Source organism: Zarconia sp., assembly GCF_057467645.1.
This window is the reverse complement of sequence record NZ_JBRJXU010000080.1, coordinates 37,929-59,283: the sequence shown is the minus strand read 5'-3', so window position 1 is coordinate 59,283 and position 21,355 is coordinate 37,929. Positions and strand designations below refer to the sequence as shown.

Genomic DNA, 21,355 nt, shown 5'->3' with positions numbered 1-21,355 from the left:
TTAAAAGCATGAGTTTGTAATCGTTTCTTTGGTAAAATTCTTGAGGACGTTCGTAATATGAAACGTCCTCTTTTTTGTTGGTCTGTAAAATTTACAATTACAACAAAAAATTTATATTCGATCGCAACGTATTGATTTAAAGTGCATCGCTCTTATGAGTCAAACTGCTTCGAGTCCGTCTCCTACCCCTTGGCTGTATTCCCTGTGGAAATTCTCTCGTCCCCATACAATTATCGGCACGAGTTTAAGTGTTTTCGGATTGTTTGCGATCGCCTTCAGTCGGGGACAAAATCTTGAAGCCTCAACGAGTTTTTCGATCGCCCTCGATATTCTCTTCACCTGGATTGCCTGCATCTGCGGGAATATCTATATCGTCGGACTCAACCAACTCGAAGATATCGACATCGATAAAATCAATAAACCTCATTTACCCCTGGCAGCGGGAGATTTTTCGATAACAGAAGGACGTTCGATTGTTGCGATTACTGGAATTTTTGCTCTGATTGTTGCCAGTTTTCAAGATATATGGCTGCTGGCAACGGTGGGAACAAGTTTGTTGATGGGGACGGCATATTCTTTACCCCCCATTCGCTTAAAACGATTTCCCTTTTGGGCTTCGTTTTGTATTTTTACCGTGCGTGGGGTGGTGATTAATTTAGGAATTTTTTTGCACTTTAATCGCGGCTTGCCGGTCATTCCTGAAGTTTGGGCACTGACTTTATTTGTGTTAGTGTTTACCTTCGCGATCGCCATTTTTAAAGATATTCCCGATATCGAGGGCGATCGACAATATAATATTACCACCCTCACCGTTCGCTTAGGTAAACAATCGGTTTTTGAGCTAGCACGATGGGTGCTGACGGGATGCTATTTAGGAATGGCAATCGGCGGACTATTCTTTCTACCCCAAATTAACCCCATTTTTCTTGGCGTAACACATTTCGGAATACTGGGTTTATTTTGGTGGCGATCGCAAAATGTCGATCTCGCACAAAAGAGTGAAATTGCTAGTTGCTATCAGTTTATTTGGAAATTATTTTTCTTGGAATACTTGCTATTTCCGGCAAGTTGTTGGTTTTAAAAAAGTCGATCGTGACGGAATAACTTTCCGATTTCCAACTAATCTAATTTAACCCAATCAGTAGGGGTCGACCTGGCTAGCGAGTTGATCGACCAAAAAGCGAATGTTTCCAACTAATCTGATTTAACCCAATCAGTAGGGGTTCATTTTTGTATAGCTACATTAGCTACCGATTAGTTTTGTTTCCAACTAATCTGATTTAACCCAATCAGTAGGGTCCATCACCGGAAGCGATTGGTTTCAGGGAGCAGCAGTCAGTTTCCAACTAATCTGATTTAACCCAATCAGTAGGGCCTACCAATATGCCGATTAACGTAGCAACAGTGGTTTCCAACTAATCTGATTTAACCCAATCAGTAGGGCTTTTCTGCTCATAACCATATTATATGGAGGTACGATTAGTTTCCAACTAATCTGATTTAACCCAATCAGTAGGGGGTGCAACTGGCCGCTCTCTAGAAGTCAATACTGAAGTTTCCAACTAATCTGATTTAACCCAATCAGTAGGGGGCATCTGAAGTTGCACAAGAAGAATCGCAGGTTCAGTAATGTTTCCAACTAATCTGATTTAACCCAATCAGTAGGGTTACACTGCAACCAGGTCAAGACGAACGAAGGAAAAAGTTTCCAACTAATCTGATTTAACCCAATCAGTAGGGTCGAGAGCAGATCCATGAAATCGCTAAGGTGGGGTTTCCAACTAATCTGATTTAACCCAATCAGTAGGGTTCGGTCGTAACCGCAACTTCTGCCCTTGCAGAAAATGGTTTCCAACTAATCTGATTTAACCCAATCAGTAGGGAGTTCGTCTGAGAGACCAGACGGGGCGAGGGTTTCAAGCGTCAAATCGACACACCCTCTGCCAGCAGTATAAATCGACTCTGCAAAAACCGCAACGACCGCCCTCAAACCCATACCCCGTAAGGCATCGACACACCTCAACGAGAGAATGGGGGTTTGGGCGATTCGCCGAGGTGTGTCGATGAGAGTCTGACTCAAGATAGAATTGCGCCAAAAGCTTATTCCATAAAAATTCTGGCGATTTTCACGAGTTCGTACTTTAATCATAAATCCATCGACACACCTCAGACAGTTTGAATGCAAAAAATCAGGAAATTGACGGCTTCTGGAGACGAGAACGAGCGATCGCCCTTGAAGAGAAAAAAGCTCAACAATAGACGGAGTCAGAATTACAGCAATATCGATCGGGTTCGATCTCGGTCATGAATGCCGCCAAAGATAGCTAGAAAAGGAGATTTCCACTTTTGCCCGTAGAAAAGGGGATGTATAGCCTTCGGCATGGCTAGCGCTAAGACCCCTACGGTAGCCTTGGGCTGTCCCGAAGAAAATATCAATTCCTCAAATCGCCAGAATATCCGTAGCAGCCAGCGCCGGTGCCCCCTCAAGGGTCACCAAAACCGAAGGCGTGGCAGCCCCCGTACCATCTGGATCGAACAGCAAAATACCCGTGCCGACATTATATAAGAAGCGATCGCCGCTATCAGTCGCCACGCTACCCAACACAAACTGGTCCGCCGCAATCTGACCCGGTGCGAGACCGAACTCCGCCGCCGAAATGTGAATCTCGTCGATGCCAGATTGAAAATCCGTAATCGTATCCCCATCGGAACCCGGTCGGTTGAACACAAAATCATCAGCCCCCGCACCCCCCGTCAGGGTATCCCCCTGAGACACCGACGCTTGATTGAGATACACCGTGACGCTATTACTATCAAAATTCGGCGTTGCCAAATCCGAGTGGCGAATCCCATCCAAATCGGCGATAACCAATCCCACGGGAGTATTCCCCACCGGGAAGCTTTCCGGCGTGCCGAGGGTGCCGTCGCCGTTATTGCGCAGAATCGAAATCGTACTTCCCCCCGTCTCCCCAGAACGAGTAGTGAAAAAGGCGTGCAGCATCGCCAAATCCAGGTCGCCATCCCCATCCAAATCCTCCGCCGCCAGGTTGCTAGGAAGCTCATTGGTAGCAAAAGAAACCCCCGGCGCAAACGTCCCATTACCGTTATTCGCCAATACCGTCACCGACGCACCGCCAAAATTGGTGGTACTCAAATCCAGGTCGCCATCCCCATCTAAATCCGCCGCAACCACATCAATCGGACGGACCCCCACCGCCAGGGTTGTCGGTGCGGTAAAGGTTCCACTACCCGTATTTCGCAGTACCGACAGGGTATTGCTCCCTTCATTTGCCGTCACGATATCCAGGTTCCCGTCGCCATCCAGATCTGCCGCGATAACCCCCGCCACTCCATTCCCAACGATGAGGACTTCCGGCGCGGCAAAATTCCCCGTCCCATCGTTACGGGAAATAGAGATCGTATTGCCGATATCGATGCCCGTATCTAAGTTGACGGCAACGGTATTGGTGGTAATCAAATCCAGGTCGCCATCGCCATCAATATCCGCCGGGGGATTGATTAAAGGTCGGTCTCCAGCAGCGAAGTTCACCGGTGCGGCAAAATTTCCCGCGCCATCGTTGGCCAATATCGAAATCGTATCGTCGGTACTGTTCGCCGTCGCCAAATCCACATCCCCATCCCCATCGAAATCCCCAGCAGTCACAGAAGGTCCGACTCCCGTGGTGGTGGTGGTGGGTGCGGCAAAGGTGCCATCGCCGTTATTGCGCAAAATTGAGAGGGTATTACCGGTACTGGGGGAAACCAAACTCGGATCGATACCGGGATTGGTGACGACTAAATCCCCATCGCCATCGCCATCGATATCGGCGGTAACGATGCCGCCGGGGGCTGTATTTGCGGGATAATCGGTGCGATCGAAAGTGGTAACGTCATCGCTGGGGGCCAAATCGCCAAAAATCACATCATCGCCGTCGCCACCGCGCAGAATATCCGTTTGCTTGCCGCCGAAGAGGGTGTCATTTCCCTTACCTCCTTCGAGGGTATCGTTTCCCCGATTCCCGAACAGCCAGTCATTTCCCTGATTGCCGAACAGTGCGTCGGCTTCATCGCCATCGTTGGTTTCCGGGTCTCCCGTCCCGCCAATTAGGGTATCGTCACCGCCGCCACCAACGAGTACGTCGCGGTTGGCATCGCCAAAGAGGGCATCACTTCCCTCAAGTCCAAACAGGGTGTCATTTCCTTCCAAACCCCGCACGATATCGTCTTCAACCAGACCTTGTAGTACTTCACTGGCGAGGGTTCCATTGATGATTGCCACGATCGCATTTCCTCCGAGTCAATGGTGAAGCATTTTAATGTATTCGTACGTCTGGGAGGAGGGAACTTATGCAGAATGGGGTGTAGGGGGTAGGGGGTAGAGTTTCTGATGCAACTCATGGTTGGAGTCAACCCGGCCAGTAGAGTTCGAGATTCTTCTACCCAGAACTCGAATCTAACGTGAGTACGGGTTAAGGATGTTTGAAAGTCGAGCAAGGTGATGTGGATGGGAGTCATGGGTAGAAAAACCTCGAACCCCATCGACCCTAACCATGAGTTGTCATCCCCGACTCCACCCCCTACACCCTACACCCCACACCCCACACCCCACCTTCACCGGAAACTGTCTTATCCCGAACTGACGTTAATCTACGCCTCGCTGAACTTTCGAGCATCCTGAACCCGTACTCACGTTAGATATCGATCTAATTTTTGATTTCTATAGCCCTTCGTCATCAGTTTATTGACACAAATCGAAGAAATAGGTATTTTCCATTCCCCATTCCCCATGACTGAAAATTTGTAATGATACCGGCCGGGACTGCTATACCAGATGACCCATAGACCGCTGGTAGAAATCCACAACAGAATCAATTTTGAGACCGAATCGATCGATTCCTTACCTCTTTCGGCTAACCCCCAAACCCCGTTCTTCCTTTTGGGCCAGAAGTCTAACAGGTGTCAGTGTTTGAAACCGGCGCGATTGCAGACTGAAAGTCGCAGAAAAACCCGACAGAATCTCATCAGAATAGTTTGCTTGCCCTGGCAGGTCGCGCTAGTATATCCATGACTCGATCGCGCAACAATTTTGTTCGAGCATCGAGTCGTTGAAGTGCGAGCATCAGACGATCGAGAAATAAAAACCAACCGCGTTTTTTCCGTCTCAACCGTTCTTACCTGTCACTCATCCCTTATCCCGAATCAATGCACAATCGGCAAACAGACAAGACACAACCTGTTGGGAACCAGCCCGATCGACAAGAAGAGACCCAAGCGACGAAGGCTCTCTCGTCGTCAAAACAGGAAGATTCCGAAAATTCGCCGCAATGGTTGTACCAGAAGCGAAAATTTAAACTGTTTTTGGGGGCACTCGGTGCGAGCGGGTTAGTCGTCCTAGCTTTTGGGCTAGTCTTGGACTACTTCGAGCGCGATCTACCCGATCCCAGAGAAATTTCTGGGTTTGCCCGTCGGGGAACGATTACGATTAAAGCCTCGGACAACACGATTTTGCAGCAAGTGGGACCGGCAACCCACGAAAAGCTCGAAATTAGCGAAACGCCCCCCCGTCTAATAGAAGCGTTTATCGCTGCTGAAGATCGCCGCTTTTACCAACATTCCGGGATCGACCAACGGGCGATCGTCCGTGCGTTTTTTGCCAACATCTTTGCCGGAGAATTGGTCGAAGGGGCGAGTACGATTACCCAGCAGCTTGCTCGCATGGTGTTTTTGAACCAAGACCCCACCCTGACGCGCAAAATTCGAGAAGCTCGTCTGGCTCAGAAAATCGAGCACGAGATGACCAAAGAGGACATCCTCGAATACTACCTCAACTTTGTTTATCTCGGGGCCGGCGCTTATGGCGTTACCGATGCGGCGTGGGTCTATTTCAGCAAAGAACTCGACGAACTGACACTCCCGGAGATTGCCACCATCGCGGGTATGCCCGCGGCCCCGAGTAACTACTCCCCAACCGAAAATCCAGAGCTAGCCCGCAAGCGTCGTAATGTGGTGTTGCAGAGAATGGCGACGGCCGGGTTTATTTCCCAAGAGGAAGCCGATCGAGCAGCACGCAAACCCGTTGACCTCAAACTTCAGCTTCCCAAGCGACTGGATTTGCGCCACCCCTACTTTACCACCTACGTTACCCAAGAACTCAACAAACACCTCAGTGCCGACCAAATCGAGCAAGGGGGCTTAACCATCGAGACATCGCTGAACGTCAAGTGGCAGGAAATCGGCGAACGGGTGGTGGAAGAAGCCGTCGAATATTACGGTTACGGCAATGGGTTTGAAGAAGCGGCATTGGTGGCCGTCGATCCTCGCAATGGAGAGGTGAAGGCCCTGGTGGGGGGAACGGATTTTGAAAGCAGTCAGTTCAACCGCGTCACGCAAGCTCACCGGCAACCGGGATCGACGTTCAAGGGCATTGTCTACACCACCGCGATCGCTACGGGAAAATCCCCCTACGATAGCTATGAGGATGCCCCGATTATCGTCGATGGCTACGAACCCCTCAATTTTGGTCGCAAGCACTCCGGTTGGCTGAATCTGCGGGATGCGCTGTCGCGCTCGGTGAATACGATCGCCGTCAAACTCCTCATGGATGTGGGATTCGATCCGACCATTAAGGTCGCCCAAGATATGGGGATTAAATCCGATCTCAAACCCTACTTTCCCTTGGCGCTCGGAGCATTTGAAGTCACCCTGCTCGAACTCACCAATGCCTATGCGACCCTTGCCAATGAAGGGGAATTTATCGAAGCCCACGGCATTCGCCGTATCCTCAATAGCGATGGGGAAGTGCTCTACGAAGCCAAAAGCAACCAGCCCAAACAAGCTGTCGATGAAGACAGCGCCTCGATTATGACCTGGATGCTCGAAAATGTGGTCAATGGCGGTACGGGAGGTCCAGCCCAGCTCGATCGACCTGTGGCCGGGAAAACGGGAACCTCCGACGAAGCTCGCGATCTTTGGTTTGTCGGTTATATTCCCCAACTCGTGACCGGGGTTTGGTTGGGGAACGATGACAATTACCCCACCGTCGGCAGCAGCAGCACGGCAGCCGTCACTTGGCACGATTTTATGTCGGAAGTGGTCGAACCTTTCCCCGTTCAGGAGTTTCCCGAGTTGCCGGAATTTGACGGACGGGAAGGGACGATCGCCGCTAAACCCGTCGAACCCGGAGAAGTGATTTACGGAAAATCCACCCAGACGGCTAACTCAACCGCGCAAAATGGAAGTGGAGAGTACTACGAAACCCGATATGACGACGGGTACGATAACTACTCTTCCTACGATGATGGAGGGAGTTACTCCAACTACTCGGACAGTTACTACGACGATGGCGGTGGTTACTACGATGATGGCGGCGGTTACTATGATGATGGCGGCGGTTACTACGAGAGTAACGACTCTTACTACGCCCCCAGCAACGACTACGCTCCCGCCCCAGAACCCTACTACTCCGACTACGTTGAAAAGGCTCCGGCTGCTTCCGAACCGGCGTACATCCCGGATAAAGCCCCGGCTGCCTACCCGGCTGGTGCTGTTCCCGAACCGTCAAAACCCGGAGGGAAGTTCTAACTTCCCTCCAGGGAACGGGCGATCGCTCTCGAGCAAGTCTTAAGCGGAATTAAGCGGAATACTGAAACAGAGTTTCAAGATACACCCGGGCTGCGCGACGATAGTTTGCAGCGGCTTCGGGTGTATTGCTATTTTCGTTTTGCAGTAGAAATAGCGATAAAGCCGCAGAAAAAACCCGATCGTGATCCCAATCCGGATGACCCTCCAAATAGGTTTTTAGCGATTCGTGTAAGTCTTCGGGAATTTCTGCCAAGATGCTGATTGTTGCGTTCACGTTACCTTTCGCGTCGTATTTCCCGTCCTGGGAGGAGATGGAAAACGATCGCGTCCTCATGTTGGGTTAAACAACGATCCAGTTCGGCATGGAGCTAGAAGGCACGTGTGTAAACTCCACCGCAACCTCTAGCTATCTCCCTCACTGAAGATCCAAGTCGCTATATTTTCAACGATCGAGGGGTGGGGTTGTCAATGTTACAAAAGATTGCTATTTGCGTTTTTCAAAAAGAACGCTGACCAAAAAATAAGGGTTTCAAGCACTTTTTTGTCATATTTATTCATATTAAATGGGAAAATCCTCAGGCTCGATCGCGCGAGGGGAGAAATCCCCAACCCGGCCTCAAAGTCCAGCAGTCTCGTTAGTCGTCGTGGAAAACTCCAGTGAACCTGTGGAAAACTTTCCCTAGCTCTGTGGAAAGGTTGTGGAATCTTTGGGGAAAAACCGCCGGAATAATAAGAATTGCAACGCATACCGATTTTGAGACCCGGACTCGGGGCGAACTTCGCAGTGGCTCTATCGGTCTGGGAACATCGACAGCGATGATATACTCTCGATCGATATGATAGACATTGACTGGTATTCACGAGAGGCGATCGTTGCCCTGGGCCTAAGCACCGTCGTCAGTGTGTCAGCGGGTTTCTCGCCCGTCGTCTATCTTTGCAGACCGAGCGTCGGTGGAGATAAGTTGATACTCATAAGTCAAACTCCAGGCAACTCCAGACAACTCAACATTCCCCCACAGCTACACCCGAGATCGACTTCACTCATTCAAACCGATCGAAAAACCGTTCTTCTCAAACCAGACTGATTTCCCATGGATGGCGATCGCGCCGTTCTACTTGATAATCTAACCCCATTGTTCTATGGTTCAACTGCCATTTAGCCGCCCTCCCCAAACCTCCCCTCCAGAGGAAACCAGTTCGGGTTTGGGAACCTTCGGCGGCGTGTATACGCCCTCGATTCTCACAATTTTGGGCGTAATCATGTACCTGCGCTTTGGCTGGGTGGTGGCTAACGTCGGTTGGGGCGGAACCCTAGTCATCGTCACCCTGGCCACCTCGATTACATTTCTAACGGGACTTTCCATTAGTGCGATCGCGACCGATCGCGTCGTCCGAGTGGGGGGTGCGTATTATATGATCAGTCGCTCTTTGGGCATCGAAACCGGTGGTGCCGTAGGCATTCCCCTCTACTTCGCCCAAGCGATCTCCGTCGCCCTCTATACCATCGGTTTTGCCGAGAGTGTCGTCACCGCCTTTCCCACTCTCAATGCCACCGCGATCGCCCTAGGAACGACCATCCTCGTTACCGTTGTCGCCGTCAAATCCGCCAGCTTTGCCGTGCGCACCCAATACTTCATCATGGCGGCGATCGTCTTTTCGCTGGTTTCCTTCTTTTTCGGCAAACCCCTCGAATCCTCTGATATTGAGATGTGGGGATCTGCCCTAACCGAACCCGCTCCCTTCTGGTCGGTCTTTGCCCTGTTTTTTCCCGCCGTTACCGGAATTATGGCTGGGGTGAGCATGTCCGGAGATCTCAAAGAGCCTTCCCGTTCCATTCCCGTGGGAACCCTCGCAGCCATTGGGAGTGGATACGTTATCTATATGGTGCTGCCCTTCATTTTGGCAAACCGCGCTTCGGCGATGACCCTTGCAGATAATCCTCTCGTTATGCGAGATACCGCCTTCATCCCCTTTGCCATTCTCCTGGGCGTGTGGGGGGCGACCCTATCGAGTGCCCTCGGCAGCATCCTCGGTGCGCCCCGAGTCCTGCAAGCCTTAGCCCGAGATGGGGTTTTGCCCCGCTGGATGCGGGTGTTGGGTAACGGCAGCGGCCCCGACGACGAACCGCGCCTGGCAACCTTCGTCACCCTAGGTGTGGCGATCGCTGCTGTCTGTATCGGCGATTTGAACCTGATCGCACCGGTGCTGTCGATGTTTTTCCTCAGTACTTATCTAGTGTTAAACGTTACGGCCGCGATCGAAGGCTTCTTGCAAAATCCCTCATTCCGTCCGACATTCAAAGTTCCCTGGTTCTTTTCCCTCCTGGGGGCGATCGGCTGTATTGGGGTAATGCTCCTAATTAACCCCCTCGCAGCAGTTATTTCCGCCATCTGCGTTTTGGGGATTTACCTGTGGCTGGAAAACCGACAACTGCAAAGCACTTGGGGAGACGTGCGGCGGGGATTGTGGATGGAAGTTGTGCGGACGGGGATTTTCAGCCTCAGCAGCACCCCCGACCCCAAATCCTGGCGACCCCATATTTTGGTATTGTCCGGCGCGCCCATGCGGCGCTGGGCGTTAATCGACCTCGCGGCGAACTTTACCCACAATCGCGGGCTGATGACCGTATCGAGTGTCTTGCCGAGCGGGTCGCGGGATATGGCTCAACAGAGCGCCCTAGAACAGAAAATACGGGACTATTTAGACAAGCGAGGGGTTCAAGGTCTCGTGCGCTTGATTACCGCTCCAGATCCCTTTGAAGGGGCGGAACGGTTAGTCGAAATTTACGGTCTGGGCCACCTGGTGCCCGATACCATCGTTTTGGGATACACTCAAGAACCAGAACACCGACAGCGCTACTGTCAGACGATCGCCACCTTGCACAAATCTCAATGCAACGTCGTTATTCTGCGAGACGATCGCGAAGAAGAATTCGGTCAGCGCCAGCGGATCGATGTTTGGTGGGGGGGACTGCAAGCTAACGGTAGTTTGATGCTACTGCTAGCGCATTTGCTCCGGACGAGTAATGGATGGCGTGGCGCCCAGGTGTTTCTCAAACTCGTCGTCCCCCACGAAAGTGCCGCCCAAGCCGCTCGCACTAATCTGAAGGCAATGCTGGAGAACTGGCGCATCGACGCTCAACCGCAAGTCATCGTCGGAGAAAATCGACCGTTTCGCGATATCTTGCAAGAATCGTCTCGCAATGCCGACCTAGTGTTTTTGGGGATGGCAAAACCCGAAGAAGATCGAGACTATACCTCCCACTACGATCGCCTCGAAGAATTTGCCGCCGGTTTGCCGACCACGATCTTCGTCCTCGCCGCTCCCGATTTTGCCTTTGAAGAAGTACTCGAACTCAAATGATTCGACCTCTGGGGGAGAGGGGGACGCGGGGACGCGGAGATGGGGTGAGGGGGTGAGGGGGTGATGGAGAGGAAAAATTTACCCATTACACTTCCGATCGAAATCAAAAATTCAGAGAATTTCTATGGTTCAGTCGTAAATTTTTTCTCCCTTTCCCCCTTAACCCTTAACCCTTTTCCTCCAGATAATCTATGACGATAAATGACCTTTGGCTTCGCGCGCCACTTGGTCCGATTTATCCTCAGCCAGGGTGGTGAGGGCTTTGCGGGTGCGCTCGTCGTCAAATTGACCCAGGGCCTGAGCAACTCGGAACCGAATTTGCCAGTCATCGCAGGTGACAAAGGGGAGAAGTAGGGGAATGGCTCGCTCGTCGCCGAGTTCTCCCAACGCACCGAGAGCCATGCTCTGAACCAGTTCTTCTTGTGCTTGCAGGGCATCTGCGAGAATCTCGAACCCGCGCGCGTCGCCCATGCTTCCGAGAGCCGCCACCACGCTCAGTTTGATAATCCAATCGGAGGAAGCTTGGTAGAGTTGTTGCAAATCTTCGAGGGCTTCGGTGAGTTTGAGCGCGCCCAAGGCATCGGCAGCTGCGGCTTTGACGTCGAGTTCCGAATCGTTGTGGAGGCGATCGCGCAGGATTTCGAGGGAGGCGGCTAGGTCTTGGGTACCGAGGCTGGCGAGTTTACTCACGGCTGAGTAGCGGACCCGATCGTTGGCATCGGAAATAACCGGTTGAACCAGCTCGAATGCGATCGCCGGTTCGAGTTGACTGAGTTGATTGATACCTCGGATGCGATCGCCGAAGTTTTCAGAGGCAAGCAGTTGCCGAACGGACTCAGGAGTAGTGGTCATTTTTAATGTGGATTTTAAAGAAATGAGAAAAAATGATATTTTTAGATTGAAAAAGTGTTATGAAAATTGCAGCTTTTCGCCTGTATGAGAAAACCCCACACACGAGCGAGTTGGGTCTTGTGGAAAGTTGGGTTTCGTTAAAAACTCACCCCCACTCGATCGCCCTGCACACTCAAAAATTATTCCGTTTCCGCTGCCATCGCCCGAATGATGTCTCCCCGCGTCAAGATACCAATAACGCACTGGTTTTCATCTAAAACTGGCAATCGATGAATTTTTTTCTCGTGCATCAGTTTGGCCGCTTCTCGTAAAGAGCGATCGGGAGTGGTTGTTACGATCGAGCCTTTTGACATCACTTCTTCAACGGTTTGTCCGAGGGCTTTATGTAATTCTCGCTCGTATCGCGCGGGATTTTCCAAATAAATCACGCTATCGAGAATCGTAATATAAGCGGGTTCGGTCACGCCGGTTTCTCTCCACATCAAATCGGTTTCTGAGAGAATGCCAACTAAGTTTCCCTCAGCATCGATGACCGGTACGCCGCCAATTCGACGTTCGGCGATAATTTTTATCGCTTCTTGAATAGGAGTTTGGGGTTGTACGGTAATGAGATCGCAGCTCATTACATCTGCCACGGTTTTGGGCATTGTTTAACCATCATTTGCGATCGACATCTTTGGCTATCATACCGCTGTCCGTTACCGATACTGAGGTTCTTTGCAAGGGTAACGGGTTCTAGTTATCTCAAATCTATTTTTTGAGAATTGTTATACTCAAGGTACTTGTAAAGATTTATGTAGCGAATTCTCATCATGGCTCAAGTCAATGCTGGAGAAGCGCTTTCCGAAGGCGAAAAACCTTGCATTTTAGTCTGCCAGCATCGCTCGTGCGCTCAGCAGGGATCGGCTCGCACTCTGAAGGCGTTTGAACGCGATGCACCATCGGATTTTACCCTAGAAGGGAGCGAGTGTCTGGGACAATGCAGTTCGGGACCGACGGTGCGCGTCACCTCCGATGAAACCTGGTATTGTCAAGTCCAGCCGGAGGATGTGCCCAAGATTGTAGAACAACATCTCAAAGGAGGAGAGCCTGTTGAAGAGAAGCTCAATCCTCGCATTCATTTGCGAATGTACTATTAGACATCTGGAGGAAAAGGGTTAAAGGTTCAGGGTTAAGGGGAAAAGGGAGAAGAAATTCATGACTGAACCATAGAAATTGTATAAATTTTTATTTCGACCAAATGTCTATTAGACTTAGGCGCGAAACAGGATGCAATCGGATTCCCTCGGCAGCACGGAAACCTTATACAGTAGACTGAAACGGCAATCAGGGAATCCGATGAGAGATAGATACCGAATTCGTGCCAATGGAGCAAGTGCGATCGCCCTAGTTGCGGGAATGGCGATCGCATTGGCAACCTTGCCATCTGTTGCTCAAATTCCACCGACTTCCCTTGATACCATCGACATCGAACCGAACTCCGAACTTGACATTGAGCCAGAAACCGGAATCGAACTTGCTCCCGAACTCGATGGTGTCGATCCAGAAAATTTCTTTCGTTCGGGGGTAGAAAAAGCTCGTCGCCAGGACTACGAAGGGGCGATTGCCGATTTCGATCGACTTTTGGAGCTCAACCCGTTTGATTTTCGCGGTTACTACAATCGGGCGTTAGCGCGGGCCATTTTGGGAGAAAGCGAAGGAGCCATCGACGATCTCACCGAAGCCCTCGAACTCAATGCGTTCGATCCCGAAATCTATAACAATCGCGGGATTTTGCTCTACGGAGCGGGGAATTTTTCCGAAGCGATCGACGATTACAACCAAGCCCTCAAATTCAATCCCAATAAAGTCAATACTTACTACAACCGGGGATTGGCTCGCGCTCAAATCGGCGATCTCGAAGAGGCGATCGAAGATTACACCCAAGCCATTCAACTCGATCCCAATTATGCTGAAGCCTATAACAATCGAGGGATTGCTCGCGCTCAAATCAACGATCTAGAAGGGGCGATTCAAGATTATACCCAGGCAATCCGACGCAACCCCGATTTTGCTTTAGCCTATTACAACCGAGGGCTGGCACGAGCGCTACTCGGCGAACGGCAAGAGGCTCTGGCGGATTTACAAGCAGCAGCAGATAGATTTTTAGTGCAAGAGGATGCTGCAAACTCTCAAAGGGTGTTGGAGACGATACAACAGCTCGGGGAGATTTAAAACAATTCACTTAAAAAAGGCACTAAAAAACCCACGCCGCCCGTTGGCAAACGTGGGTTCCTGGTTAGGAGAAATGGGTAGAAACGCACCGATATGTGTCTAGAGTGCTGCAACCACGGCGCAAGTCACTTCAAACTCTTTTGCTAGAAGCAGTCGTGCTGGCAACACACAATTGAAAAACGAATTTTGGAGAAATACCGCTCTTATTATAGCCAAATTTCACTTCAAATTGCCGATACCGAATTCCGCAATCTTTCTCGATCGTTCGTGCCTTGAGGTTGCAAACGATTGATGTTAAGCCCGATCGCAAGTTTCAAGCTTGCATAATTTTCATTAAGTCAGACATATATATCTTTAAATCGATCGTTCGCAAGGTAAATAGCGAACTCGATCCACAAAAAATTCACATTTGAGCGGCTTCTGAGATGACCCATCCAAATTTTTTGCATTCAAGATTGGGAATTGCCTCTTTCTGCATTTCTCTTATCTTACTATTCCTCATTCTATTGTTAGATCCCATCGATTATATGAAGGGACGGATGTATATTCGATTTTTAGTCTTAGCTTTGATTGGCATCGGTCTGGCAATTTCCGGGATGTTCGCAAAACATCGAAATCGGCTTTTTCCCTTACTCGGATGTATTGTTAATACTGCGTGTTTGGTCGCGAGTCTGGCGATTCGCTAAATCTGTCACTCTCGAAAATCACCGAGTGCCGCTACGGGTCATTAAAAATGCGTCTTGAAAAGTTGAACGGGACGGAAACCGACACCGCTCACTTTTCGCAAAATGAACAATGCTTACTATACATCGCTTTGCTGCGTTTGAGAGCGAGTTTGTTATTTCTGCCGTGCTGCACTAGTTGTCGTGAGCTGATGTATGGTATGCCAGAAATCTTATGGGCGGAGTTAATTGAGCTGGGGAGCGTCAAAGAACTCGGGGAGAGCGATTCGGATCGGAGAATAGATCTGTATCGTTCCAGAGCGAGACCTGAGCATATCGAGCGTATCGAGATAGATCGGGAATTTCGATCGCAACGACCCAACCCATCGGGACCATGAGCGAAGCCCAGTGCGATCGCATCACCAACCATAGCACCTGCGATATCTCCGTACCGACAGTCGCCACAGCGCATTCTCCATGGGTAAGACGAGCGAAGCTGAATTTCAATTTATAGTAACCGTCACCTTGGTTAGGACAACACCGAACCATCGTGTAATTAACCCGTCGTCTGTCCCCCCCTTTCCTCCCCAGCAACGCCAGCCTCCCAAGGGAACGCCGACCGTTGGGGAGCAGGCGTTGCTGGGGGAGAAAGAAAGTAACTTCCAGCCCAAAAGGTTGAATTTTTACATAATTCCTCCGATTTTAAAGACTTCACAAAGCATTTCAAAATCGTTGACAGCGACCGTTCGGATTGAATATACCTGAGAAGTAGCAGGTTAATAAACAATTCAATCCCGTCCGCTTTGTGAAGTTGGCTTTAGTCAAATTTTTCAATCGGAAAACCACAGAATTATTAGCAGGAACAATCATGAAAGTTAAGCAGTCTTCAATCGTTTTTGGTTTACTCGCAGGAGGAGTTTTCTCTGCAATTATGGCTCCTGAAGCCCAAGCCGCAACATTCAGCATGACCGCTAAAGACGTTGTTGATGCGGAATGCTTGGGTTCCACTGTCTGCGAAAACGTGGGAACGGATGACTTCTTCAAAGTGACTGCAGGTTCCACCGACGGCGCTTATAAGGAACTCAGTGGTAAAGACGAGCGCGGCGTTCTCGGAATCGGTGTTTCGTCTACGGCTGGAGAAACTGTCTTCAACCGCTACGATAGCGCCGATCGGAATCACGCCGTCAAAACCAAAGCAGCTGATGGCGGAGATAACGTTCAGTCCTGGGGTGAAGTCGATAAGGACGAATTCCTCAAAGTCGATTTCGACGGCCCGGCTCTCTTGAAGCAGCTCGATTTGAGTACCTTGTATCACGGCACCCGAGGTGAAGCTGGCGCCCATGGTGACAAAGTCTCTGAAGCGGTGAAAATCACTGCCAACCTATTCGGTGGCGGCTTGGTTGAAGGTTTGTTGAAAGTCACAGGAGATACCACTGCGGAGTGGATTACTGGTGATAACACCGTACAAGCAGTCAATCTCTCGCCTGCAGCAAGTGGTGGCGGTGGCTCTTTCAGCGTCGCTAACCTCTTCGGTGATGCTTTGCTAACTGGTTTGAGCTTGACTCCCGACAGCGAATTCGGTTACTACACCATCAAAGATTCTGACTTCACCTTGTCGAAGATCGTGGTCGAGCAGCCTGGTGACGTCAAAGGTGTTTCCGCTTCCGTTCCCGAACCCGGAACCGTCAGCGCTCTCTTCGGTTTAGCCGCCGCAGCCGGTCTGAAACTGCGTCGTAATCCCGAAGGTGATGCTGCCTAAGTGGGGTTTCTGATTCGGTAGGTGTTAGATGTATAGCGCTACGCGCTTAGGTGAGGACGTTTAGAAACATTGCCCATTACCCAAAGGGGAAGACAGAGATGACGGTGTCCTAACGTATGTGCGTAGTGCTATGAGAGCAATGTAAGATCAAACTCTACAAACCCGGGCTGGTACTCTCCAGGAGTGCCAGCCCGGTTTTTAGGTTTAGACGATCGAAGTGTAAAGCCCTGACAAATTTTTGAAGATATGTGAAAAAAGTTTGTGTTCGTTGTTACAATAGCATCGAGGATTAACTCAAAGTTTTAAAAATCCGCTGCCAACTTGGGAAGGTGCAGCTTGGATTTCCTCAAAAATTAAACGACAACATTACCAATGTACGTCAGAGCCTGCCGCAAAGTCTTGGGTTGGCTCTTTTTTTATCGTTCGTATCTAGAATCGATCGCTCCCAATGCCGATCGAGGGCCATTCGTTGGGACGCTGCTGGTGTTGGCGAGCAAAGGGAGAGCGGTACTCGAAGGGTTGCACTCATCTGCTGGCATGGGCCAAATCGCCAAAGCGATCGCATCAATTGCCGAGCATCTGTAGCTGATAAAGGCTAGCGTACAACCCCCCTTGTTTCAACAGTTCCTCGTGATTGCCCGATTCCACGAGTTGTCCGCGCTTGAGGACGAGAATGCGATCGACGTTGCGAATGGTTGAGAGGCGGTGGGCGATCACGATCGCCGTACGCTCGGCTAATAATCGATCCAAGGCCTCTTGAATCAGGGCTTCAGTCCCCACATCCAGACTGGCAGTGGCTTCATCGAGTACTAAAACGCGGGGATTGCGGATGGCGGCGCGGGCAAATGCCAACAGTTGCTTTTGTCCTCCCGAGAGGTTAGTTCCCCTCTCCCGCAGTTGGGTATCGTAGCCTTGAGGCAAATCTTCGATGAATCGATCGATATTCGTTTGTTTGGCGGCGGCGTAGATTTGCGCCATCGAGTATTCTTCCCCCAGGGTGATGTTGCTTTTCACATCCCCAGCAAACAAAAAGCCATCTTGCAAAATCACCCCGAGATATCGCCGCAGTTGAGCTTGGGGAATCTTGCGAATATCGATGCCATCGATGAGAATGCGCCCTTTACTCGGTTCGTAGAGGCGGCACAGGAGGCGAATAATCGAACTTTTGCCCGCTCCCGTGGGTCCGACGAGAGCCACTTTTTCGCCGGGGCGAATGGTAAAGTCGAGGTCTTGAAGAACGTATTCATCATCTTTGTAGGCAAACGAAACACGATCGAACTGAATTTCTCCCACTTGCGGCTTGCCGTCGATGGCTTCTGGAGAATTCATGGAAATGGGGGTTTCCGCATCGCGAATTTCGATCGGTTCGTCGAGTAAATCGCTAATCCGTTCGACGGCAGTAAATCCCGACTGGATGGACGTAAATTTTTCGGCAAACTGGCGCAGGGGTTCAAAGAGGCGCTGGGCAAATAAAATAAACGAGACCAGCGTCCCCACTTCCAGGGCATTGTTCGTAACCCGAAGACCCCCCAGCCAGAGAACGCCGGCGATCGCCACCAGTGCAATCCATTCTAAGATCGCCGACACCATCGAATCGTGAAAAATCGTGCGATCGACTTCTTTGACGTAGCGTTGGTTGATTTGGCGGAATAACTGGGCGTTGAAGAGTTCTCGTCGGAATAATTGAACGATATTAATCCCCGTTAGATTTTCTTGTAAGACGGAGTTCAGGTTCGAGAGTTCTTCGCGGGCCCCATAGTTAGCTTTGCGGAACTGTCGCTGGAAGTACACCACCGCCACCGTCACCGGAATCAGCATCAGCAGAAGCATCAGCGCCAGTTGCCATTGCAGGGTAAACGTGATGATGACAATGGTGACGATCGAGGCAAAATCCGTGAGAATGCCAATTGCCCCAGTGGAGAAGACATCGCCGAGGGCATCCACATCGCTGGTGAGGCGGGTAATCAAGCGTCCGACGGGGGTGCGATCGAAAAATCGCGCCGATAGGGACGTGACGTGGACGAATAAATCGTTGCGAATATCGGCCGTCATCCGCTGTCCCACCTTTTGCACCAAAAATCCTTGGATGGAGGTCAGGGCAAGGCGAACCACAATTGTCAAGAAGAGCAACCCCGAAAGAATCGACAATCCTTGGGATAGGGTTTTACCTTCTAGGAGAGAAAAGGTGGATTCCTGGCGAATCAGGGAAATGGCTTCTCCAATCAGAATGGGTTGAATCGCCCCCGATAGGGATAGGGGGACGAGCAATGCCATGACGATGTAGAGTAGACGTCGATTGCGGCGAGCGTAGGGGACTAGGCGTAAAAAAAGTCGCCAATCGTTTTCGCGACGAGGTGTATGGGTGGAGGTAGATACAGTGGTCATTCAGGGCTAGAACGGGGGATTTAACTATAGTAGCGTGCCAAACGGTCTAGCTTGGACCGATCCCTCAAGGCTTTGGGCGTTCCTCCCGATCGTGCTCTCGATGGTTTCCGATACTCAATTTGAGTTTTATCGCAGTCGCCATCCAGATGAGGACACCAGAAATATTGCAAGTGCATTTTTACCCTTGCACCTCTGCCTCCTAGAGCAACTTGGGTGCATCTTTGCCGATATCCGCGCTGAACATGGCGACTGCTATATATGGTTACCAAGGTTTAGATTGAAACCGTCTATGATTTCAAGGTCTTCACCCTGGAACACAATCGGCATTCAACCCAAATGGCACCCATGAGTTCTACTCGATCGTAGTAAAATCGCTAGTGTCGATCGCACTTACACTCGTAAACGCCACCGACGCGAGCAACTCATTGCTCGATGCCACCCGAATCAAGGCATGATTTTGGCTTTCGAGGGAAGTCGGATCTTCGCTGGTTCCCTGAACGATGGTCAGGTCGGCAAAGGTCAATCCTCCCGCCAATCCAATCGCATCCACACCATCTTCGAAATCGAGAATCAAGTCCGTTCCGTTCCCAGCAGCCACCACAAAGGTATCGTTTCCGGTAAATCCCGTCAGCGTGTCGCTTCCCGTACCGCCATCGATGGTGTCGTTCCCCGTTCCCCCGATGAGTACGTCGTTATCGCCGTCGCCGTTGAGGAGGTTGCTACCGGAGTCTGCCGCCGGAGTGACGAGCAGTTGTCCCCGTAACTCACCAGAGGGGTTATTAGCTGTATGGAGGTTGAAGTAAGAAGTGCCCGCGACGACGGCAGCCACTTCCGAAGCATTGAGCTCGAAGGTCCCGCTAATCGTCCCCGAGTTATCCCCATTATCGGTGACTGTGAGGTTGCGGACGATCGGACCGTTGAACCCAGCAGCCCCAAAATGAATGTGTACCGAACTAGCCGGATTTCCCTGGCTATCGGTTTCTCCCACCACTTCCAGGGCACTGGTGAGATTGCTAAAGGTGCCGCTCACCGTGAGTTGAGTGCCGACCAGGGTGGCGGTGACGCTACCGGTAGCTGCGGTATCGGGAACGGGTGTTTCAGCGACTTCCTGGGCTTCGGTGAGTTCGACGGTAGCCGGTGCGGCGAGGGTATCCAAAAATCCAGCCACTAAGAAGTCGTTGCCATCGCCTCCGGATAATTGGTCGTCCCCCACACCACCGCTCAAGAAATCTCCACCTTCTTCGCCAAAAACGCGATCGTTTCCTTGTCCGCCAAACACCAAGTCATTGCCCACGCCGCCAAAAACGCGATCGTTGCCTCGGTTGCCAAACACTGCATCGTCTCCGAGTTCCCCCACCACTCTGTCGCTGCCATCTAAACCTAGCAACACGTCATTCCCGGCAAACCCTAAAACGCTTTCGGCAACCTCCGTTCCTAGCAACACGTCGTTGCTTAACGTTCCCAGAACATCCAGGGAAATGGTAAAACTCGCCACCTGATAGCCGGGAAGGGTGAAATCCGCTCCGGAAAATCGTTCCGAGTCTAAAATTCCTCCACTGCCGACGGGATTGAAACCCGGATGCAATTCCACTACCCCATTTTCCGTCACCCCAGTATTGGGGCTTTCCTGACCGAAAAATGCCGTATTCGTCGGACTTTCATCGTTAACTTCCGAACCGGCATCGAGAACCTGGCTGCCAGCGACGATGAAGTTTGCACCGATGAAATTCCCCGCTTCATCGAAGATTTCGTGGGCAAGGGGGTTGCCGTTGGCAATAAACGCATCGTTACTGGGAATAATCATCGATGCGTAGTTGAAGTAGCGGCTGGTGGGGGTCGTGCTTTCAAGCGTAAAGGTTTCGCTGACCGCATCCCCGGGTGCAATGGGACCGCCATCGAGGATAGTAGCTTGTGCCCCGCCAAACCCGCTTAAGTCGAACTCCGTGGAAATCAGGGCGGTATCGCCATCTTCAGCCAAACTTTCCAAACCCGGAGAAACGGGACGACCGCGATCGTAGGTATCGAACTCGCCATTGTGGATACCGACCCAAACCGGGGTGAGGAAGTTACCATTTTCGGGGGCGAGGTTTTCAACGGTCACGGTAAATTGCGTTTGAACCATGATGGAGATTTAAAATCGTAGTTGTAACGATTTTAAATATAAGCTGAGAAAAATGAGTTTTTGCTGAGATATTCATGAAAATAAAACTGAATCATCTCAAATTTCAAATCGCCGTTCAAAGAGTGAAATATTTTTTATTTTTTTGAATTTAGTTTGCGCTCGAAGTCGACTGAAATTCGTGCTGACCCTTCGATCTTGAATGCAATCGCCTATATTTTGAGAGCTGAACGTTTTTTGAACCGGTGTTTTTTTGACACGTTCGCTCGAACTATAAACCCAGATCGATTGGATTCTATCTCGATCGAAAACGCAAGAAATCGGTTCGTTTTCTAGAATTAATTTCCCAGGGATAAATAATGCAAAGTGCGAGTTGAGTCCAGGTTGAGGGTGCTGGTGACACCTTAGAAGCAATGCTCA

14 protein-coding genes and 1 CRISPR repeat array are annotated in these 21,355 nt (G+C 50.6%); of the genes, 8 read left to right on the top strand and 6 right to left on the bottom strand.

Features of this window, described 5'->3' with window-relative positions:
• The first annotated feature begins 154 nt into the window (after positions 1-154).
• Entirely contained in the window at positions 155-1,081 is a 927-nt protein-coding gene (locus tag AC2215_RS12060; RefSeq protein WP_486810248.1) for a homogentisate phytyltransferase, read from the top strand.
• Between the two features lie 30 nt (positions 1,082-1,111).
• Positions 1,112-1,883: a CRISPR direct-repeat array (repeat unit 36 nt; unit sequence GTTTCCAACTAATCTGATTTAACCCAATCAGTAGGG).
• A gap of 557 nt (positions 1,884-2,440) precedes the next feature.
• On the opposite strand, the gene AC2215_RS12055 is transcribed toward AC2215_RS12060, so the two are convergent.
• Positions 2,441-4,279, bottom strand: a complete 1,839-nt coding sequence (locus tag AC2215_RS12055; RefSeq protein WP_486810247.1) for a calcium-binding protein — start codon at positions 4,277-4,279, stop codon at positions 2,441-2,443.
• A 923-nt stretch (positions 4,280-5,202) separates the two neighbouring features.
• Here AC2215_RS12055 and AC2215_RS12050 point away from each other — a divergent pair.
• Positions 5,203-7,581, top strand: coding sequence for a transglycosylase domain-containing protein (locus tag AC2215_RS12050; protein ID WP_486810246.1), 2,379 nt, complete (start codon positions 5,203-5,205; stop codon positions 7,579-7,581).
• Positions 7,582-7,630: 49 nt separating this feature from the next.
• On the opposite strand, the gene AC2215_RS12045 is transcribed toward AC2215_RS12050, so the two are convergent.
• A complete protein-coding gene (locus tag AC2215_RS12045) occupies positions 7,631-7,855 on the bottom strand; it encodes a DUF2811 domain-containing protein (RefSeq protein WP_486810245.1) in 225 nt (74 codons plus the stop codon).
• Between the two features lie 562 nt (positions 7,856-8,417).
• On the opposite strand from AC2215_RS12045, the gene AC2215_RS12040 reads away from it, so the two are divergent.
• Positions 8,418-8,666 (top strand): hypothetical protein, encoded by a 249-nt coding sequence (locus AC2215_RS12040; protein ID WP_486810244.1) that lies wholly within the window; start codon positions 8,418-8,420, stop codon positions 8,664-8,666.
• Between the two features lie 55 nt (positions 8,667-8,721).
• Positions 8,722-10,944 (top strand): APC family permease, encoded by a 2,223-nt coding sequence (locus AC2215_RS12035; protein WP_486810243.1) that lies wholly within the window; start codon positions 8,722-8,724, stop codon positions 10,942-10,944.
• A 189-nt stretch (positions 10,945-11,133) separates the two neighbouring features.
• On the opposite strand, the gene nblB is transcribed toward AC2215_RS12035, so the two are convergent.
• Entirely contained in the window at positions 11,134-11,796 is a 663-nt protein-coding gene (nblB, locus tag AC2215_RS12030) for a phycobilisome degradation protein NblB (RefSeq protein WP_486810242.1), read from the bottom strand.
• Positions 11,797-11,975: 179 nt separating this feature from the next.
• On the bottom strand, positions 11,976-12,443 hold the full coding sequence (locus AC2215_RS12025; protein ID WP_486810241.1) for a CBS domain-containing protein: 468 nt from the start codon (positions 12,441-12,443) through the stop codon (positions 11,976-11,978).
• Between the two features lie 165 nt (positions 12,444-12,608).
• Between AC2215_RS12025 and AC2215_RS12020 the strand changes: the two genes are divergently transcribed.
• The 4 genes from AC2215_RS12020 to AC2215_RS12005 all read left to right on the top strand — a co-directional run bounded on the left by AC2215_RS12020 (position 12,609) and on the right by AC2215_RS12005 (position 17,016).
• The gene (locus tag AC2215_RS12020; RefSeq protein ID WP_486810240.1) at positions 12,609-12,935 is read left to right on the top strand and encodes a (2Fe-2S) ferredoxin domain-containing protein; all 327 of its coding nucleotides are present in this window, start codon (positions 12,609-12,611) and stop codon (positions 12,933-12,935) included.
• A 199-nt stretch (positions 12,936-13,134) separates the two neighbouring features.
• Entirely contained in the window at positions 13,135-14,010 is an 876-nt protein-coding gene (locus AC2215_RS12015; protein WP_486810239.1) for a tetratricopeptide repeat protein, read from the top strand.
• Positions 14,011-15,540: 1,530 nt separating this feature from the next.
• A complete protein-coding gene (locus AC2215_RS12010; protein WP_486810238.1) occupies positions 15,541-16,431 on the top strand; it encodes a PEP-CTERM sorting domain-containing protein in 891 nt (296 codons plus the stop codon).
• 372 nt (positions 16,432-16,803) lie between these two features.
• Entirely contained in the window at positions 16,804-17,016 is a 213-nt protein-coding gene (locus tag AC2215_RS12005) for a hypothetical protein (protein WP_486810237.1), read from the top strand.
• On the opposite strand, the gene AC2215_RS12000 is transcribed toward AC2215_RS12005, so the two are convergent.
• Together AC2215_RS12000 and AC2215_RS11995 are read right to left on the bottom strand one after the other, a co-directional pair.
• The gene (locus AC2215_RS12000) at positions 16,996-18,816 is read right to left on the bottom strand and encodes an ABC transporter ATP-binding protein (protein WP_486810236.1); all 1,821 of its coding nucleotides are present in this window, start codon (positions 18,814-18,816) and stop codon (positions 16,996-16,998) included. The two genes, AC2215_RS12005 and AC2215_RS12000, sit on opposite strands and share 21 nt — an antisense overlap.
• A gap of 352 nt (positions 18,817-19,168) precedes the next feature.
• On the bottom strand, positions 19,169-20,938 hold the full coding sequence (locus AC2215_RS11995) for a spondin domain-containing protein (protein ID WP_486810235.1): 1,770 nt from the start codon (positions 20,936-20,938) through the stop codon (positions 19,169-19,171).
• Between the last annotated feature and the right edge of the window lie 417 nt (positions 20,939-21,355).

What these genes read in the sequence shown, in the direction of transcription:
- AC2215_RS12015 (WP_486810239.1), top strand. Translation starts at nt 13,135, where the DNA reads ATGAGAGATAGATACCGAATTCGTGCCAATGGAGCAAGTGCGATCGCC.
- AC2215_RS12035 (WP_486810243.1), top strand. Translation starts at nt 8,722, where the DNA reads ATGGTTCAACTGCCATTTAGCCGCCCTCCCCAAACCTCCCCTCCAGAG.
- AC2215_RS12025 (WP_486810241.1), bottom strand. Translation starts at nt 12,443, where the DNA reads ATGCCCAAAACCGTGGCAGATGTAATGAGCTGCGATCTCATTACCGTA.
- AC2215_RS12050 (WP_486810246.1), top strand. Translation starts at nt 5,203, where the DNA reads ATGCACAATCGGCAAACAGACAAGACACAACCTGTTGGGAACCAGCCC.
- AC2215_RS12020 (WP_486810240.1), top strand. Translation starts at nt 12,609, where the DNA reads ATGGCTCAAGTCAATGCTGGAGAAGCGCTTTCCGAAGGCGAAAAACCT.
- AC2215_RS11995 (WP_486810235.1), bottom strand. Translation starts at nt 20,938, where the DNA reads ATGGTTCAAACGCAATTTACCGTGACCGTTGAAAACCTCGCCCCCGAA.
- nblB (WP_486810242.1), bottom strand. Translation starts at nt 11,796, where the DNA reads ATGACCACTACTCCTGAGTCCGTTCGGCAACTGCTTGCCTCTGAAAAC.
- AC2215_RS12010 (WP_486810238.1), top strand. Translation starts at nt 15,541, where the DNA reads ATGAAAGTTAAGCAGTCTTCAATCGTTTTTGGTTTACTCGCAGGAGGA.
- AC2215_RS12040 (WP_486810244.1), top strand. Translation starts at nt 8,418, where the DNA reads ATGATAGACATTGACTGGTATTCACGAGAGGCGATCGTTGCCCTGGGC.
- AC2215_RS12005 (WP_486810237.1), top strand. Translation starts at nt 16,804, where the DNA reads ATGTACGTCAGAGCCTGCCGCAAAGTCTTGGGTTGGCTCTTTTTTTAT.
- AC2215_RS12060 (WP_486810248.1), top strand. Translation starts at nt 155, where the DNA reads ATGAGTCAAACTGCTTCGAGTCCGTCTCCTACCCCTTGGCTGTATTCC.
- AC2215_RS12000 (WP_486810236.1), bottom strand. Translation starts at nt 18,816, where the DNA reads ATGACCACTGTATCTACCTCCACCCATACACCTCGTCGCGAAAACGAT.